Source organism: Geodermatophilus sp. SYSU D00758 (assembly GCF_054049955.1).
Genome location: NZ_JBJGYK010000009.1, coordinates 51,195 through 67,266, shown reverse-complemented (window position 1 = coordinate 67,266; position 16,072 = coordinate 51,195). Strand labels below are relative to the sequence as shown.

General features: G+C 76.5%; 16 protein-coding genes. 12 read left to right on the top strand and 4 right to left on the bottom strand.

The window, feature by feature from the left end; genetic code table 11:
- The first annotated feature begins 108 nt into the window (after positions 1 to 108).
- Complete coding sequence (locus ACI8AC_RS08710; protein ID WP_456897168.1) at positions 109 to 501, top strand: nuclear transport factor 2 family protein; 393 nt, start codon at positions 109 to 111, stop codon at positions 499 to 501.
- 59 nt (positions 502 to 560) lie between these two features.
- Here the strand turns inward: ACI8AC_RS08710 and ACI8AC_RS08705 are convergent, their stop codons facing one another.
- Positions 561 to 2,222, bottom strand: coding sequence for a DUF222 domain-containing protein (locus ACI8AC_RS08705; protein ID WP_456897166.1), 1,662 nt, complete (start codon positions 2,220 to 2,222; stop codon positions 561 to 563).
- 344 nt (positions 2,223 to 2,566) lie between these two features.
- Between ACI8AC_RS08705 and ACI8AC_RS08700 the strand changes: the two genes are divergently transcribed.
- The 8 genes from ACI8AC_RS08700 to hisG are packed head-to-tail and all read left to right on the top strand — an operon-like array spanning position 2,567 to position 8,791.
- Entirely contained in the window at positions 2,567 to 3,271 is a 705-nt protein-coding gene (locus tag ACI8AC_RS08700) for a DUF1775 domain-containing protein (RefSeq protein WP_456897165.1), read from the top strand.
- Positions 3,272 to 3,326: 55 nt separating this feature from the next.
- Complete coding sequence (gene rpe, locus ACI8AC_RS08695; RefSeq protein ID WP_456897163.1) at positions 3,327 to 3,998, top strand: ribulose-phosphate 3-epimerase; 672 nt, start codon at positions 3,327 to 3,329, stop codon at positions 3,996 to 3,998.
- On the top strand, positions 3,995 to 5,164 hold the full coding sequence (gene ribD, locus ACI8AC_RS08690) for a bifunctional diaminohydroxyphosphoribosylaminopyrimidine deaminase/5-amino-6-(5-phosphoribosylamino)uracil reductase RibD (RefSeq protein WP_456897162.1): 1,170 nt from the start codon (positions 3,995 to 3,997) through the stop codon (positions 5,162 to 5,164). Before rpe ends, ribD begins: the two co-directional genes overlap by 4 nt.
- Before the next feature lies 1 nt (position 5,165).
- Positions 5,166 to 5,774 carry a riboflavin synthase gene (locus ACI8AC_RS08685; RefSeq protein ID WP_456897160.1) on the top strand — a complete coding sequence of 203 codons (609 nt, stop codon included), beginning with the start codon at positions 5,166 to 5,168 and terminating at the stop codon, positions 5,772 to 5,774.
- A complete protein-coding gene (locus ACI8AC_RS08680) occupies positions 5,771 to 7,090 on the top strand; it encodes a bifunctional 3,4-dihydroxy-2-butanone-4-phosphate synthase/GTP cyclohydrolase II (protein WP_456897158.1) in 1,320 nt (439 codons plus the stop codon). The genes ACI8AC_RS08685 and ACI8AC_RS08680 overlap by 4 nt, the downstream gene beginning before the upstream one ends.
- Complete coding sequence (ribH, locus tag ACI8AC_RS08675) at positions 7,087 to 7,614, top strand: 6,7-dimethyl-8-ribityllumazine synthase (RefSeq protein WP_456897156.1); 528 nt, start codon at positions 7,087 to 7,089, stop codon at positions 7,612 to 7,614. Before ACI8AC_RS08680 ends, ribH begins: the two co-directional genes overlap by 4 nt.
- A complete protein-coding gene (locus tag ACI8AC_RS08670; protein WP_456897154.1) occupies positions 7,611 to 7,874 on the top strand; it encodes a phosphoribosyl-ATP diphosphatase in 264 nt (87 codons plus the stop codon). Before ribH ends, ACI8AC_RS08670 begins: the two co-directional genes overlap by 4 nt.
- Before the next feature lie 50 nt (positions 7,875 to 7,924).
- Complete coding sequence (gene hisG / locus ACI8AC_RS08665) at positions 7,925 to 8,791, top strand: ATP phosphoribosyltransferase (protein WP_456897152.1); 867 nt, start codon at positions 7,925 to 7,927, stop codon at positions 8,789 to 8,791.
- A gap of 274 nt (positions 8,792 to 9,065) precedes the next feature.
- Here the strand turns inward: hisG and ACI8AC_RS08660 are convergent, their stop codons facing one another.
- Together ACI8AC_RS08660 and ACI8AC_RS08655 are read right to left on the bottom strand one after the other, a co-directional pair.
- A complete protein-coding gene (locus tag ACI8AC_RS08660) occupies positions 9,066 to 9,392 on the bottom strand; it encodes a PspC domain-containing protein (protein ID WP_456897150.1) in 327 nt (108 codons plus the stop codon).
- Positions 9,393 to 9,498: 106 nt separating this feature from the next.
- Positions 9,499 to 10,509, bottom strand: a complete 1,011-nt coding sequence (locus tag ACI8AC_RS08655) for a DUF2877 domain-containing protein (RefSeq protein ID WP_456897148.1) — start codon at positions 10,507 to 10,509, stop codon at positions 9,499 to 9,501.
- Positions 10,510 to 10,870: 361 nt separating this feature from the next.
- On the opposite strand from ACI8AC_RS08655, the gene ACI8AC_RS08650 reads away from it, so the two are divergent.
- The 3 genes from ACI8AC_RS08650 (at position 10,871) to ACI8AC_RS08640 (ending at position 14,422) form a co-directional block, all read left to right on the top strand.
- Entirely contained in the window at positions 10,871 to 12,727 is a 1,857-nt protein-coding gene (locus ACI8AC_RS08650; protein WP_456897146.1) for a PucR family transcriptional regulator, read from the top strand.
- Between the two features lie 59 nt (positions 12,728 to 12,786).
- Positions 12,787 to 13,530, top strand: coding sequence for a DUF5995 family protein (locus tag ACI8AC_RS08645; RefSeq protein ID WP_456897144.1), 744 nt, complete (start codon positions 12,787 to 12,789; stop codon positions 13,528 to 13,530).
- A 133-nt stretch (positions 13,531 to 13,663) separates the two neighbouring features.
- The gene (locus ACI8AC_RS08640) at positions 13,664 to 14,422 is read left to right on the top strand and encodes an SDR family NAD(P)-dependent oxidoreductase (protein ID WP_456897142.1); all 759 of its coding nucleotides are present in this window, start codon (positions 13,664 to 13,666) and stop codon (positions 14,420 to 14,422) included.
- Between the two features lie 45 nt (positions 14,423 to 14,467).
- Here ACI8AC_RS08640 and ACI8AC_RS08635 read toward each other — a convergent pair whose 3' ends face one another.
- The gene (locus ACI8AC_RS08635) at positions 14,468 to 16,039 is read right to left on the bottom strand and encodes a helix-turn-helix domain-containing protein (protein ID WP_456897140.1); all 1,572 of its coding nucleotides are present in this window, start codon (positions 16,037 to 16,039) and stop codon (positions 14,468 to 14,470) included.
- Positions 16,040 to 16,072: the final 33 nt, after the last annotated feature.

The window sequence follows — 16,072 nt, the reverse complement described above, 5'->3', positions numbered from 1 at the left end:
CGGTGACCCCGGGGGTCCGGGCCCACGGCGCCGTCCTCCTTGTCCCTCCCCCCGCGGAGGAGGACCATCACGGCTCCGAACGGGGGAAGGACCCGCGAGGAGGACGCCATGCCGCACCCGAACGAGACCATGCTCCGCGACCTCTACGCGGCCTCCGACCGCGGTGACGTGGAGCGGATCCGGGAGCTGCTCCACCCGGACATCGTCTGGCACGTGCCCGGGCGCAATGCGCTCACGGGCGACTTCAAGGGGATCGACGAGGTGCTGCAGCTCTTCGGCCGGCTCGCATCGCTGACGGATGGCACCTTCCGGGCCGAGCTGCACGACGTCGTCGCCGGGGACGAGCACGTGGTCGGATTGCACGTCGAGCACGGCCAGCGGGCCGGACGATCACTGGATGCCCGCCTGGCCCTCATCGGCCACGTGCGCGAGGGACGTCTGGTCGAGGTCTGGGAAGGCCACACCGACGCCGCGCATTACGACACCTTCTGGTCCGACTGAGCCCGGGCTGGTCCGACTCCCCCCGGGCCACGCCCGTCCGTCCACGGACAGGTGCGCCCCTAGAAGGGTGGTGGGTCGTCGGCGGGGTCGGGTGTCTCCGGTGGGGGTTCGGGGCAGGTGGCGAGCAGCCGGATCCCAGTGAGAGGCAGGTCGACGGGGGGCGGTGGGGCTTCGGTCTGGCCGGGTGGGCGGGTGGTGCGGGTGACGCCGGAGGGGGTGGTGACGGTGAGCCGCCCGTCCGGGGTGAGGGTGTGGGTCCAGCCGGGGGCGTGGGTCTTGAGCCGGTGGTGGCGTCGGCACAGGCAGCAGAGGTTGTCGCAGGCGGTGGCGCCGCCGCAGGCGTGCGGGACGACGTGGTCCAGATCGGCCCAGCCGGCCCGGTTGGCGCAGCCGGGGTGGCGGCAGGTGCGGTCGCGGGTGCGGACGAAGAGCCGCTGGGCGTCGGTGGGCCGGTAGGCGCCAGTGGCCGCCGGGCGGTCGAGCACCGCGCACCGGCAGTCGGCGTCGCGGCCGTGGGCCGGGCAACCGCGGGCGGCCAACCGCTCGAGGCGGGGGCGGTCGAGCACGGCGCGCAGGGTGCCGTCGGGATCGGTGAGCGCGAAGGTGAGGCTGCCGCCGGTGGGCGGCTGCAGGCCGCCGGGGCACAGGCTGTCGACCTGGGTGAGCAGGGCGCGCAGGTGGGCGGCGGTGATCGGCTCGCCGTCGACGGCGGCGGTGGGTGCGGCCACCGCCCCGGGCGGGGGCAGGGTGATGGTGCCGGTGTCCGCGGGCGGTGGGGCGCCGCCGGCCAGGAAGCGCTGCGGTGTGAGCGCGTCCAGCGGCGCGGTGAGCTGCAGGTGCACCGCCACCGGCTCGGCGGCGACGGCCCAGGGGCGCAGCACCAGGTCGGCCAGCGCGGCGACCCGCAGCTGCCCGAGCGGGCGGGCGTCGCCGGCGGCCTGGGCGGCGCGGGCATGGGCGTCGAGGGTGGCCCGGGCCGCCCGGGCCAGCGGCCAGGGCATGCGCGCCACCAGGTCGCCCATGCCGTCCCCGGCCGGGCGGTTGGTGACGTCGGCGGCGCGTTCGGCGTCCTTCCGGCGGCGGTCGGCGGCGTCGGCGTCGCGGGCCAGGAGCTCGCGGCGCACCGCCGCGCGCAGCCGGGAGACCGACCAGCCGTCGGCGTGCGGCAGCACCGCGGCCTCGACCTGCTCCACGATCCGCGGGTCGGTGGCGCGGGCTGGCCAGCCGAGTTCGCGGGCGATGGCGCGGGCGCGGGGCCAGTCCAGCCGTCCGTCGGCCAGCGCCGCCCGGGTGCCCGGCAGCCGCTCAGTGAGGGTGAGCGCCTCGTCGGTGAGCACGCTGGCGGCGGTGCGCGAGCAGTTGAGGATGACCGCCAGCTCGTCGCAGAAGAACTCGCTGACCCCCTCGGGTGGACCGGGCACCCCGGCCGGGCCGGGATCGGGGCCGGCGGCGCCCGGCGCACCCGCCCGCCGGTCGTGCACCGCGGGGCGGTCGGCGGCCAACGCGGCGACCAGTTCCACCTCGTAGGCGGCCAGCCGGGCCTTGAGCGCCTGCACCCGCTGCAGCTCGAAGGCCTTCTCCGCCGCCGTGCGGGCATCGACCGGCAGCACCTCGGCCAGCCGCGCCGGCCGCTCCTCGGCCACCAGCACTCCCGAGACCGCGGCAGCGACCGGTAGGTCGGTCACGGTCAGACCGACCCCGAACCCGCCACCGGTGAACATGCCCTCACCGTAGAGCGCGGGTACGACAGAAACCGGCCCTGACCAGCACCTTCCCGCAGGTTGCGGGACCACGGCTGCCGGTGGGCCGGTGGTGGGGTGCGCCGCGACGGCGGGGTTGCCCACCCGGCCGGGCCGGGCGCGGCAGCCGTGGTCGGACGGCGCCCGGCACCGCGCACCCCGCGGACGGCCGGGGTCCCGGGGCCGGTCGGGGGTGGTGTGCGGTCGTGGCGCAGCCGCGGCCGCCCGGCGCCGGCCGGCCTCCCGGAGCAGCGGCACGCGGTCGGCAGGGACGGCGTCCCGGCGCCTCGGGAACCCCGGGGGCCCGGCCGACGACTGGTGGTGGCGTGACCCGCGTCGTCCGCATCCTCGTCCCGACCGTGCTGGCCGCCGTCCTCGTGGCCGTCGGCGCCGGCCCCGCCACCGCGCACGTGCACGTCACCGCTCCCGACGCCGTCGCCGGCACCGGCCCGGTGACGCTGACCTTCAGCGCCGCGGCGGAGTCCGACACCGCCGGCATCACCGGGTTGCGCACCCGGCTGCCCGAGGGGATCGCACCGGCCGACGTGAGCCTCGCCGCAGGCCCCCAGGGGTGGGCGCTCACCCCCACCGACACGGGCTTCCAGGTGGCCGGCCCGGCCCTGCCGGTCGGCGAGGGGGCCCAGTACGCCGTCACCGTCACCGCGCTGCCCGCCGGGGTCACGACGCTGGCCTTCCCGACGATCCAGCAGTACGCCGACGGCAGCGAGGACGCCTGGATCGAGCCGGTCCTCCCGGGAGCGCCCGAGCCCCGGCGGCCCGCGCCGGTGCTCACCGTCGCCCCCGGCGCACCGGCACCGACCACGACCGATCCGGTCACGACGCCGAGCCCCGCGCCCACGACGACCGCCCCGCCGGAGGCGGCGCCGGACGTCGCAGCCGCCCCCGTCGCCGAGCCCGGGGACGGCGGCACCTCCGTCCCGGCCGGGGCCTGGTGGGCCGGCCTGCTCCTGCTCGTGGCCCTGGTCGTGGGGGCCGTGCTCCGGCGGCGGCGCACGCGCCGCCGCCGGTGACCTCCACCGCTCCCGTGGGCGGGCGGTGATCACCGCCCGCCTAGACTCGGCGGACGTGGCCCGCACCCCGATGATCGCGCCGAGCCTGCTGTCGGCCGACTTCGCCCGTCTCGCCGACGAGGCCCAGCGGGTCGCCGACGCCGACTGGCTGCACTTCGACGTCATGGACGCGCACTTCGTGCCCAACCTGACCTTCGGTCTGCCGGTCATGCAGGCGGTGCAGGCGGTGAGCCCCGTCCCGCTGGACTGCCACCTGATGATCGAGGCGCCGGAGCGGTGGGCCCCGGGGTACGCGGAGGCCGGCGCGCGCAACGTCACCGTGCACGCCGAGGCCTCCGGCGACCCCCGTGCGGTGGCGCGGGACATCCGGGCTGCGGGGGCCCTGGCCGGCCTGGCGCTCAGGCCCGGCACCGACCTCGACCCCTACCTCGACCTCCTCCGGGACTTCGACACCCTCCTCGTCATGACCGTCGAGCCCGGCTTCGGCGGCCAGGAGTTCATCGCCGAGACCCTGCCCAAGGTCCGCCGCGCCCGCGAGCTGGTCGACACCGGGCACCTCACCGTCCTCGTCGAGGTGGACGGCGGCATCAACGCGGACACGATCGAGCAGGCCGCGGCCGCGGGCGCCGACGTCTTCGTCGCCGGCTCGGCGGTGTACGGCGCCGACGACCCGGGCCGGGCCATCGCCGCGCTGCGGGCCCAGGCCGCCGCGGCGATGCCGGGGTGAACGGCACGGACGCCGAGCGCGCGGCGGCGGCCCGGGCGCGCGAGTCCCGCGCCACGGCCCGGGCGCGCGAGTCCCGCGCCACGGCCCGGGCGCACGAGTCCCGCGCCACGGCCCGGGCGCACGAGTCCCGCGCCATGGCCCGGGCGCGCGAGCTCGGGGAGTCCGTCCTCGGCACCACCAGCCCCAACCCCCCGGTGGGCGCCGTCGTCCTCGCCGCGGACGGCACCGTCGCAGGGGAGGGCGCCACCGACCCGCCCGGCGGCCCGCACGCGGAGGTCCACGCCCTCCGGCAGGCCGGGGAACGGGCCCGCGGCGGCACCGCCGTGGTCACCCTGGAGCCGTGCGCGCACACCGGCCGCACCGGCCCGTGCGCCGACGCGCTGCTGGCGGCCGGGGTCGCCCGGGTCGTCGTCGCGGTCCCCGAGCCCACCGAGCTCGCCGGCGGCGGCGCCGAGCGGCTGCGGGCGGCCGGGGTGGACGTCGAGCTCGGCGTCGAGCGGCAGCAGGCCGAGGACGGCGCGCTGGCCGCCTGGCTGACCGGCGTGAGGCTGCGGCGCCCCTACGTGGTGTGGAAGGCCGCCGGCACCCTCGACGGCCGGGTGGCCGCCGCCGACGGGAGCAGCCGGTGGGTCACCGGCCCCGACGCGCGCGCCGCCGTCCACCGGCTCCGGGCGATCTGCGACGCCGTCGTCGTCGGCTCCGGCACCGCGCTCGTCGACGACCCGCAGCTCACCGTGCGCACCCCCGACGGCCGGGACGCCGCGCGGCAGCCGCTGCGCGTGGTGGTCGACCGGCGCGGCCGGCTCCCGGCCGGGGCCCGGGTCCGGGACGGCGCCGCGCCCACCCACGTCAGCACCGCAGCGGACCCGGCCGGGCTGCTCGCCGAGCTGTTCGACCGCGACGTCCGGCGGGTCCTCCTCGAGGGCGGCCCCACGCTGGCCGCCGCCTTCCTGCGCGCCGGCCTGGTCGACGAGGCCGTCGTCCACCTCGCACCCAAGCTGCTGGGGGCCGGCGCCCCGCTGGTGGGCGACCTGGGAATTGCCGGGATCGGCGGCGCGCTGACCCTGGACGTCGTGGACGTGACCCGGCTGGGCGGGGACGTGCAGATCCGCCTGCGCCCCACCCGTCACACTGGGGACGACGGGTCCGCGGACGGGAGGGGCTGAGGTGTTCACCGGCATCGTCGAGGAGATGGGCACCCTGCTCGCGCGCGAGGAGGACGGCGACTCCGCCCGGCTGCGCATCCGCGCCGCCCGGGCGCTCGAGGGCACCGCGCTCGGCGACTCCATCGCGGTCAACGGCGTCTGCCTGACGGTCACCTCCGTCGACGACGCCGCCTGGAGCACCGACGTCATGGGGGAGACGCTGCGCCGCAGCAGCATCGGCAGGCTGGCCGTGGGCGACCCGGTCAACCTCGAGCGCGCGGTCACCCCGCAGACCCGGCTCGGCGGCCACATCGTCCAGGGGCACGTGGACGGCGTGGGCACCGTGCTCACCCGGACCCCGGCCGAGCACTGGGAGGTCGTGCGGGTCGCGCTGCCGCCCGAGCTGGCCCGCTACGTCGTCGAGAAGGGCTCGATCACCGTCGACGGGGTGTCGCTGACGGTCAGCGCGGTCAGCGATGCCGGCGTCCCGGAGCCCTGGTTCGAGATCAGCCTCATCCCCACCACGCTGCGCGAGACGACGCTCGGCACGCTCCCCCCGGGGAGCCCGGTCAACCTGGAGGTCGACGTCATCGCCAAGTACACCGAACGACTGCTGGGAGCGCGCCGGTGACCACCCCGGGCCTGCGGCTGGACTCCATCGAGGACGCCATCGCCGCCATCAAGGACGGCCGCCCCGTCGTCGTCATGGACGACGAGGACCGCGAGAACGAGGGCGACCTGATCTTCGCCTCGGAGCTGGCCACCCCGGAGCTGGTGGCCTTCATGGTCCGCTACACCTCCGGCTACATCTGCGTGGCCGTCACCGAGGCCGACGCCGACCGGCTGGACCTGCCGCCGATGTTCCGCGTCAACCAGGACCGCCGCGGCACCGCGTACACGGTCACCGTCGACGCCCGCGAGGGCGTCACCACCGGCATCTCCGCGCACGACCGGGCGCACACGATCCGGCTGCTGGCCGACCCGACCACCAACTCCGCCGACCTGGCCCGGCCGGGGCACATCGTCCCGCTGCGCGCCAAGGACGGCGGGGTGCTGCGCCGCCCCGGCCACACCGAGGCCGCCGTGGACCTCGCGGTCCTCGCCGGGCTGCGCCCCTCCGGCACGCTGTGCGAGCTGGTCAGCGAGAAGGACCCCACCGGCATGGCCCGCGGGGAGGAGCTGCGCGTCTTCGCCGACGAGCACGGCCTGTGCCTGGTCTCGATCGCCGACCTGATCGCCTACCGCAAGCGCTTCGACAAGCTGGTCGAGCGGGTGGCCGAGGCGACCGTCCCGCTGGCCCCCGGGACCTTCACCGCGGTCGGCTACCGCAGCTCCTACGACGACCGCGAGCACGTGGCCTTCGTCTACGGCGAGGTCGGGGACGGCGAGGACGTGCTCGTCCGGGTGCACTCCGAGTGCCTCACCGGTGACGTGTTCGGGTCGCTGCGCTGCGACTGCGGTCCGCAGCTGCAGGCCGCGCTGGCCGCGGTGGCCCAGGAGGGCCGCGGCATCGTGCTCTACATCCGCGGGCACGAGGGCCGGGGCATCGGCCTGCTGCACAAGCTGCAGGCCTACCAGCTGCAGGACGCCGGGGTGGACACCGTCGACGCCAACCTCGACCTCGGCCTGCCCGCCGACGCCCGCGACTACGGCACCGGCGCGCAGATCCTCGTCGACCTCGGCGTGCACACGATGCGGCTGCTCACCAACAACCCCGCCAAGCGCGCCGGCCTGGAGGGCTACGGCCTGAAGATCAACGGCCGGGTGCCGCTGCCCAGCCACGTGACCGCCGAGAACCTGGCCTACCTGCGCACCAAACGCGACCGGATGGGGCACCTGCTCGACATCATCGAGCCCGAGACCGAGGCCGGCCCCGCGGACAACCCGGGCACCGCGACGGTGCCCGGCACCGCGGTCCCGCTGCGCCGGACGGAGCAGCAGCTGTGAGCGGCCGGGGTGCGCCCGAGGCCCGGCCGGTCGACGCGGCGGGCCTGACCCTCGGCGTCGTCGCCACCACCTGGCACGCCGAGCTCACCGACGCGCTGCTGGACCGTGCGCTGGCCGCCGCCCGCGCCTGCGGGGTGGCCGAGCCGACCGTGGCCCGGGTCCCCGGCGCGGTGGAGCTGCCGGTGGTCGCCCAGGCGCTCACCGACCGGCACGACGCCGTCGTCGCCCTCGGCGTGGTCGTCCGGGGCGGGACCCCGCACTTCGAGTACGTCTGCGACGCCGTCACCGCCGGTCTCACCCGGGTGGCCCTCGACGCGGGCACCCCCGTGGGCAACGGCGTCCTCACCTGCGACACCGAGGAGCAGGCCCGCGACCGCGCCGGGCTGCCCGGCTCGGCCGAGGACAAGGGCTGGGAGGCCACCGTCGCCGCACTGGCCACCGCGCTGACCCTGCGCGGGCTGCGCGGCCCGCAGGGGCCGACCGGCTTCCGCGTCCTCCCGGCCGGCCAGGAGGCCCGGTCGTGAAGACCTTCGACGAGCTGTTCGCCGAGCTGTCGGCCAAGGTGGCCGCCGGCGACCCGGCCTCGGGCACGGTCAGCGCCGTCCGCGACGGCGTGCACGCCGCGGGCAAGAAGGTCGTCGAGGAGGCCGCCGAGTCCTGGATGGCCGCCGAGCACGAGGGGCCCGAGCGCACCGCCGAGGAGGTCAGCCAGCTGCTCTACCGGGTGCAGGTGCTCATGCTGGCCCGCGGGCTGAGCCTCGACGACGTCTACGCGCACCTGTAGACCCGCTCCGCCTCCCCGACCGACCCGATCCCACCGAAGGAGATCCCACCGTGCTGCGCATCGCCGTGCCCAACAAGGGCGTCCTGAGCGAGCCGGCGGCCGAGATGCTCGCCGAGAGCGGTTACCGCCAGCGCCGCAGCACCAAGGACCTCGCCGTCTACGACCCCGACAGCGACACCGAGTTCTTCTACCTGCGACCCCGCGACATCGCCGTCTACGTCGCCGCCGGCACCCTGGACGTGGGCATCACCGGCCGGGACATGCTGCTCGAGACCGCACCGGCCGACGGGCAGGGGGCCGCGGCCGTCGAGGTCATGCCGCTGGGCTTCGGGCGCTCCTCGTTCCGGTTCGCCACCCCGGTGGAGTCGGGCATCGAGGGCGTCGACCAGCTGGCCGGCAAGCGGATCGCGACGGCCTACCCCGTGCTGCTGCGCCGCTACCTCGAGGACAAGGACATCAAGGCAGAGGTCGTCAAGCTCGACGGTGCCGTGGAGACCGCCTGCCGGTTGGGGGTGGCCGACGCCGTCTGCGACGTCGTCGAGACCGGGACGACGCTGCGCGCGGCCGGCCTGCACATCATCGGCGAGCCGGTGCTGACCAGCGAGGCGATCCTGGTGCGCCGGGCCGGCGCCGAGGAGGTGCCCGCGGTCGCCCAGCTGCGCCGCCGGCTGCGCGGGGTGCTGGTCGCCCGGCAGTACGTGATGCTCGACTACGACTGCCCCAACGACCTGCTGCCGCGGGCCACCGCCATCACCCCCGGCCTGGAGGGCCCGACGGTGAGCCCGCTGCAGACCCCCGGCTGGTCGGCGGTGCGGGCCATGGTGCCGCAGGGCGAGACCAACCGGCTCATGGACGAGCTGTGGGAGCTGGGCGCCCGGGCGATCCTCGTGACCAGCATCCACGCCTGCCGCATCTGAAAGGACCCCGGTGCCCCCCACGCCTCGCGGGCTCGGCGCGGGACCCTGCACCGGGGCCGCCGGTGCCCGGCGCGCGGCGCGGGCTCGGCGCGGGACCCTGCACCGGGGCCGCCGGTGCCCGGCGCGCGGCGCGGGCTCGGCGCGGGAGCCTGCACCGGGGCCGCCGGTGCCCGGCGCGCGGCGCGGGCTCGGCGCGGGACCCTGCACCGGGGCCGCCGGTGCCCGGCGCGCGGCCCGGGCTCGGCGCGGGACCCTGCACCGGGGCCGCGCGCGGTCAGCTGCGGCGGACCAGCTTCTCGTGCAGCCGGTCGGCCAGGGCGTCGACCGGCCGTGGCTGCTGACCGGCCGGCAGCGGCGCCGGGGGCATGAGCACCCAGAGCAGCAGGTAGACGGGGATGCCGGCACCGCCGGCGAGGGTGAGGGTCACGAAGCCGACCCGCCAGAGCAGCGGGTCGATGCCGGTGTGCTCGCCGAGCCCCCCGCAGACACCGCCGGCCATGGCGTCGGTGCGGCTGCGGCGCAGCTCCGCGCGGCGGGGCTGGTCGGCGGCGGTCGGGGGGACGGCGGTGTACGGGGGGACGGTGGTGTGCGGTTCGCTCATGGCACAGAGCCTGCCGCCGCGGAGCGGCCCCGGACCATCCGGGAACGCCCGGAACCGTCCCTGGTCCCCGGCCTCGGGGGACACCCGAGGCCGGGGACGGGGGAGCTCAGCGGCGGGTGGTGCGCTCCACGAGGTCGATGGCGGTGCACATGCCCAGCGCCATCGCCCGGCCGCTCGTCGAACCGGTGGCCAGCAGCGAGGCGATCGTCGGGCCCAGCGGCCGCTCGCCGACCAGCCCGTGCAGGACCGCGGCGTACTCGCCGCTGACCCGCCCGGCGGCGGCGTGCCGCAGCAGCGCCCGGGACAGCTCGGTCGTCCGCCCGGCCGCGAGCGAGTACACCCCCGCGGCGAACCGCTCGGCGGCCGGGTGGCCGAGGAGGACGAGACCGGCCATGGTGCCGGCCATGACGTCGTCCCCGGCGGGCGTGAGCCCGGGGCCGAGCCCGATCAGCCGGGCGGCGGTCCGCAGGGCGGCGTCCAGGTCGGCGCGCCGGACCGCGCCGCGCAGCGCGGCCAGCGGCCCCCCGGGACCGGCCGGCAGGCCGGGCAGCGTGAACGCGCTGTGGGGGACACCCTCCCCGTAGAGCGCGTTGCGCAGCTGGCGCACGCCCTCGGGGAGCAGTGCGGGCCGCGGGCTGGGCAGCCGCGGGCGCGGGTCCCACCACGCCGCCGCGCTGACCGCGAGGTCACCCACGACGATGCGGCCGCCGCCGACCTCGGCCGGGGCACCGCTCGGGAGGGCGACCAGGGGGCGCCCGTTGCTCGGGCGGAACAGCACGCAGCCCAGGGGGAGGCGGGCGGCGTCGCTGGTGAGCACCCCGACGATGTCGGTTCCGTGGTCGGTGGGCACCTGCAGGTAGACGGCGGCGGGGGCGGTCATCAGGACCCGGGCCGGGCGGACGGGGCCCCGGAGCAGGTCGGCGATCCCGGTGCTGGCGGACGCGGGTACGGCCGCGCGGGCGACCGGGGCGGTCCGAGCCGCTGCCGAGGCGGACGCGCGGGGCAGCGGGATGGTCGGGACGCCGGCGCGGGCCGCGCGGGCGTCGGGGGCGGCGGTGGCGCGACCCGACAGGCCACGAGGGGCCTCCGGTCCGGTCGACTCGTCGATGGTGCGCATGGGAGGCCTCTTCACCGTGGATGCAACGGGAGACCTTCGGCTCGGGCCCCCCGCCCGGCCCAGCCCACCGGTGCCGGAGGGGCCGGTCGCCACCGGGTCGCGGTGACCGGCTTACCATCCTGCGGGCGGGTGGGCCCGGGCTTCGAACCTATGCGGCGCGTCGCGCGCGGAAGTATGGCGGAAGTAGCCAAGAATGGGGTCGTCGGTCCAGGTACTACTGACAGACTTCTGTGGTATAGGCCGCCACATCTCGACCGGGAGGATGGACTCCGTGACCCAGGGTGAAGCCGAACGTGTGCTCAGCACGCACGGTAACGGCTTGACCTCCTTCCGTCGATCTCCCGTCGCGTCGGAGGTGGCCGTGTCCGAGAACCGCACCGAGCGGGCCAGCTGGCAGGACCGCATGGGGCTCTCGCTGCAGGAGGCGCTCGACCTGCCGGCGCTGCGGGCGGCCGAGGTGGTCGCCGGGGGCGGCGGCCTCGACCGCGTGCTGCGGCACATGGTGGTCGACGACCCGGCCGACCCCCTCGCCGCGGCCGGGCCGGAGGTCCTGCTGGTGCTCGGTGCCCGGCTCCCCCCGGCCGACCCGGGCCGCTGCCGGCTGCTGGTCGAGCGGCTCGAGGCCTCCGGCACCGCCGCCCTGGCCTACCGCGGCACCGAGGCGACCCCGCCCGTGCCGGCGGAGCTGCTGGCCGAGGCCGACCGCCGGGGCCTGCCCGTGCTCGCGCTCCCGGCCGACGTGCGCATGGACGAGCTGGTCTCCGACGTCCTCGGCGCCGTGGTCACCAAGCAGGCCGAGGCGCTGTCGCTGTCCTTCCGCATGCACGACCAGTTCATCGACGTGGCGCTCAGCGGCGGCGGGCTGGCCGAGGTCACCGACCAGCTGGCGGTCTACCTGGAGGGCGCCGCGGTGCTCGGGCTGGGCCCCGACCGGGAGGTCGTCACCACGGCGGGGCCGGCCGAGGACGTCGCGGAGATCAGCGACTGGCTGTGGCTGCTGGACGCCGAGGCCGAGGACGAGCTGGCGATGATGACGCCGTCCCGGCGCATCTCCGGTGCCCGCGCCGACATGACCGTGGTGACCCCGGCCGACGTCCTCGCCGACGCCGACCTCTCACCGGCCGACGGCATCCTGCTGGTCCCCGGGCACCACGAGCTGCCCGGCGGGGTGGGGGAGTACGCGGTCGCCCCGATCATGGCCGGCGACCAGCGGCACGGCTGGCTGGTCGCGGTCAACCGGTCCGGCCCGATGGTCGTCGGCGCCGGCGGGGTCCTCGAGCGTGCCGCCGTGGTCTCCGCCCTGTCGGTCATCCGCCAGCAGGCGGTGCACTCGGTGGAGCTGCGCTTCCAGGGCGACCTGGTCCGCCGGCTCGTCGGCGGGTCGATGCGGCACACCGAGCGGGCGCTGGCGCAGACCCGCTCGTTCGGCTGGCGGCTCGACGGCCCGGTCGTCGTCCTCGTCACCGCCACCGAGACCGCCGCCGACCCGCAGGCCGACCCCACCCGGGCGCTCGACGTCCTCGACCGGCTCGCCGACGGCTGGCGCGCGGCGCTGGAGACGGAGGTGTCGGGCGCGGCCGTGGCCGGGCTGTCCACCGAGATCGTCACCGTGCTGCCGCTCGACGGCCGCACCCCCGAGGAGATCAGCTCGCTCGTCGGCGCGGTGACCGGGCGGGTCAACGCCCGCGTGCGCCGGGTCGGGCGGGTGCTGGGCACCGGGATCGGGCGGCCGGCGGGCTCGCTCTCCGCGCTGGGCGAGGCCCACCAGCAGGCGCAGCGGGCGCTGGCGGTCGGCCAGGAGATCCACGGCACCCAGGCGGTCACGCACTTCGACCAGCTCGGGGTGTTCCGGCTGCTCTCGCTCATCCCCGACAGCACCGAGCTGCGCAACTACGTGGACGAGGTGCTCGGCACGCTGGCCGACGCCTCCGACCCCGACTCCGCCGACCTGCGGGAGACCCTCCGGGTGCTGCTGGAGACCAACCTCAACGTGGCGGAGTCCGCCCGGCGGCTGCACTTCCACTACAACACGATGCGCTACCGCATCGGCAAGCTCGAGCGGCTGCTCGGCCCGTTCACGACCGACCCGACCCTGCGGCTGAACCTCCTCCTGGCGCTGCACGCCGCCCGCATGCGGGGGCTGGACCAGCCGCACCGCCCGCCGGTCGACGCCCCGCTGACCCTCGCGCCCGACGAGGGGCTCGACGCGCTCATCTGACCGCCGCCCGGCGCCGGCCTCCCGCAGCGCGCGGGGGCCTCGCGGGGCACGATCACGGGGTGACCGTGCCGGTGGACGAGCTCATCGCCCGCATGCAGGGGTTGCTGGACGGGCTGGAGGAGGCCGGCGACCCGGCGCGCTTCTTCCTCGCCACCTACCTGCGGACGACGCAGGCGGTGGGTGCGGCCATCGACGGCGGCCTGTTCGAGGACCCGGACTGGGTGACCGCCTGGGACGTCGACTTCGCCGAGCTGTACCTCGACGCCCTGGACGCGCACCGCCGCGACCCCGCGTCACCCCCGGAGCCGTGGCGCGAGGCGTTCGACGCCGATCCGGCCACCCGGCCCGAGGGGCACGTGCTGCTCGGCATGAACGCGCACATCAACTTCGACCTCCCGCAGTCGCTCGTGCGGGTGATCGGCCCGGCCGACTTCGCCGACCCCGCGGTGCTGGCCGGCCGCCGCCGCGACCACGTGCGGATCGACGAGGTGCTCGCCGGCCGCGTCGCCGCCGAGGACCGCGCCCTGCAGACCGCCGGGTCGCGGCGGACCCCGCTCGACCGGCTCCTGGCCGTCGCCAACCGCCGCGCCACCCGGGTGGTGCTGCGCGAGTCCCGGCGCAAGGTGTGGGCCAACGCCGCGGCGCTGCACGCGGCCCGGCTGCGCGGCCCCGAGGAGTACGCCCGCCGCGTGGCGCAGCTGGAGCGGGCCGCCGCCGCGCGGGTGGCCGACCTCCGCCGGGGCGGCCCGGTGCTGCTGCGGCTGGCCGTGCGCGGCTTCGGCGTCGTCCTCCCGCCCGGCTGACTGTGAGCGCCCGCGCCGACCGCCCGCGCTGCTCCCCGCCGGCGTCGACAGCCCGCGCCCGCGCTGCCGGATGCCCCTCGTGGGCGCAGGCTGTCGGGGGTTGCCGCACCGGGCGGCACGGGAGGAGGACCGCATGACCGACGCCGCACGCCCCCTGGACGGCCGGGTCGCCCTGGTGACCGGGGCGTCCTCGGGGATCGGGGAGGCGACCGCCGTCGCGCTGGCCGCGGCCGGGGCCGCCGTCGCGGTCGGCGCGCGCCGCGCGGACCGGCTCTCGGCGCTGGCCGACCGGCTGCGCGCCGACGGGGCCCGGGTGCTCCCCCTGGACCTCGACGTCACCGACGGGGCCGCCTGCACCGACGCCGTCCGCCGGACCCGGGAGGAGCTCGGCGGCCTCGACGTGCTGGTGAACAACGCCGGGGTGATGCTGCTCGGCACGATCGTCGGCGCCGATCCCGAGGACTGGCGGCGCATGGTCCACACCAACGTGCTGGGCCTCATGTACATGACCCACGCGGCGATCGAGGGGATGGTCGAGCAGGGCTCGGGCGACGTCGTCAACGTCTCCAGCGTCGCCGGTCGGACCGCCCGCAAGGGGGCCGGGGTCTACAACGCCAGCAAGTGGGCGGTGAACGCCTTCAGCGAATCCCTGCGCCAGGAGGTGACCACCCGGGGCGTGCGGATCTCCCTGGTCGAGCCGGGCGCGGTCACCACCGAGCTGACCAGCCACATCACCCAGCCGGAGGCGAGGGCGGCCTCGGAGCGGATGCACGCGTCGATGACCGCGCTGACCGCCGACGACGTCGCCCGCGCGGTGCTCTACGTCGTCTCGCAGCCCCCGCACGTCGCCGTCAACGAGGTGCTGCTGCGCCCCACCGACCAGGAGCGCTGAGGAAGGCCCCCGTCCTCCCCACCCTTCGCAGGCCCGGGGCGGGGCCTAGTCGTGGAAGACCTCGATGCGGGCGCCCATCTCCACCAGCCGTTCGTAGAGCTGCTCGTAGCCGCGGGCGATGATGTCGACGTTGCGCAGCACCGAGGTGCCCTTCGCGGCCAGCATCGCCAGCAGGATGCACACGGCCGGCCGCAGCGCCGGCGGGCACACCACCTCCGCGTTCGACCAGTGGGTCGGCCCGCTCACCAGCACCCGGTGCGGGTCGAGCAGGCGGACGTCGGCCCCGAGCCGGGTGAGGTCGGAGAGGTGGATCGCGCGGTTGTCGTAGACCCAGTCGTGGATGAGGGTCGAGCCGGACGCCGCCGCCGCGATGACCGCGAAGAACGGCAGGTTGTCGATGTTGAGGCCCGGGAAGGGCATCGGGTGCACCTTGTCGATGGGCGCCCGCAGCTGCGAGGGGTGGATGGTGACGTCGGCCAGCCGGGTGTGGCCGTTGTCGGCCGGGTACTCGGCCGACAGCTCGTACACCAGCCCCATCTCGGCGAGCACGGCGAGCTCGATCTCCAGGAACTCCACCGGCGCGCGCCGGACGGTGAGCTCCGAGCCGGTGACGATGCCAGCGGTCAGCAGGCTCATCGCCTCCACCGGGTCCTCGCTGATCGTGTAGTCGACGTCGGCCTCCAGCACCGGCCGCCCCTGCACCCGCAGCGTCGTGGTGCCGAGCCCCTCGATGCCCACGCCGAGCAGCTGCAGGTACAGGCAGAGGTCCTGGACCATGTAGTTGCAGCTGGCGTTGCGGATGGTGGTCGTCCCGTCGGTGCGTGCGGCGGCCAGCAGCGCGTTCTCGGTCACCGTGTCGCCGCGCTCGGTCAGCACGATCGTGCGGTCACCGGCGGCGGGGCCGGCGACGGTGGCGTGGTACTCACCCGCGCGGGCCTGCACCTCCAGGCCGAACGGGCGCAGCGCGATCATGTGCGGCTCGACGGTGCGGGTGCCCAGGTCGCAGCCGCCGGCGTAGGGCAGCGCGAAGGTTCCGGCGCGGTGCAGCAGCGGGCCGAGGAACATGATGATGCTGCGGGTGCGGCGGGCGGCGTCGGCGTCGATGCCGGCCAGGTCGAGCTCGTCGGGGACGACGAGGGTGAGGTCCCGCCCGGCGGCGTCCCACGTGGCCGAGACGCCGATCGAGCGCAGCACGTCGAGGATGCGGTCCACCTCGACGATCCGGGCGACGTTGCGCAGCGTCGTCCGCCCGCGGTTGAGCAGGGCGGCGCAGAGCAGCGCGACGGCCGCGTTCTTCGAGGACTTCACCGTCACGGCCCCGCTCAGCGGCGTGCCGCCGGTGACCCGCAGGTGGGTGGGCCCGGCCGGGCCGACGCTGATGAGCTCGCTGCCCAGCGCCTCGGAGAGCCGGCCCAGCAGCTCGAGGGTGAGGTTCTGCCCGCCCTGCTCGATGCGGGCGACGGCGGACTGGCTGGTGCCCAGCCGCGCGGCCAGCTGGGCCTGGGTGAGTCCGTGGTGGCGCCGCGCGTCGCGGACGAGCAGGCCGATGCGCTGCATGGCGGGCACGGGCGCGGCCTGGCCGGCCGCGTCGGTGGGGGGAGAGTCGATCGCCGTCACGAGGGCGCACCGTATCTCGCATGTGAGATGGAC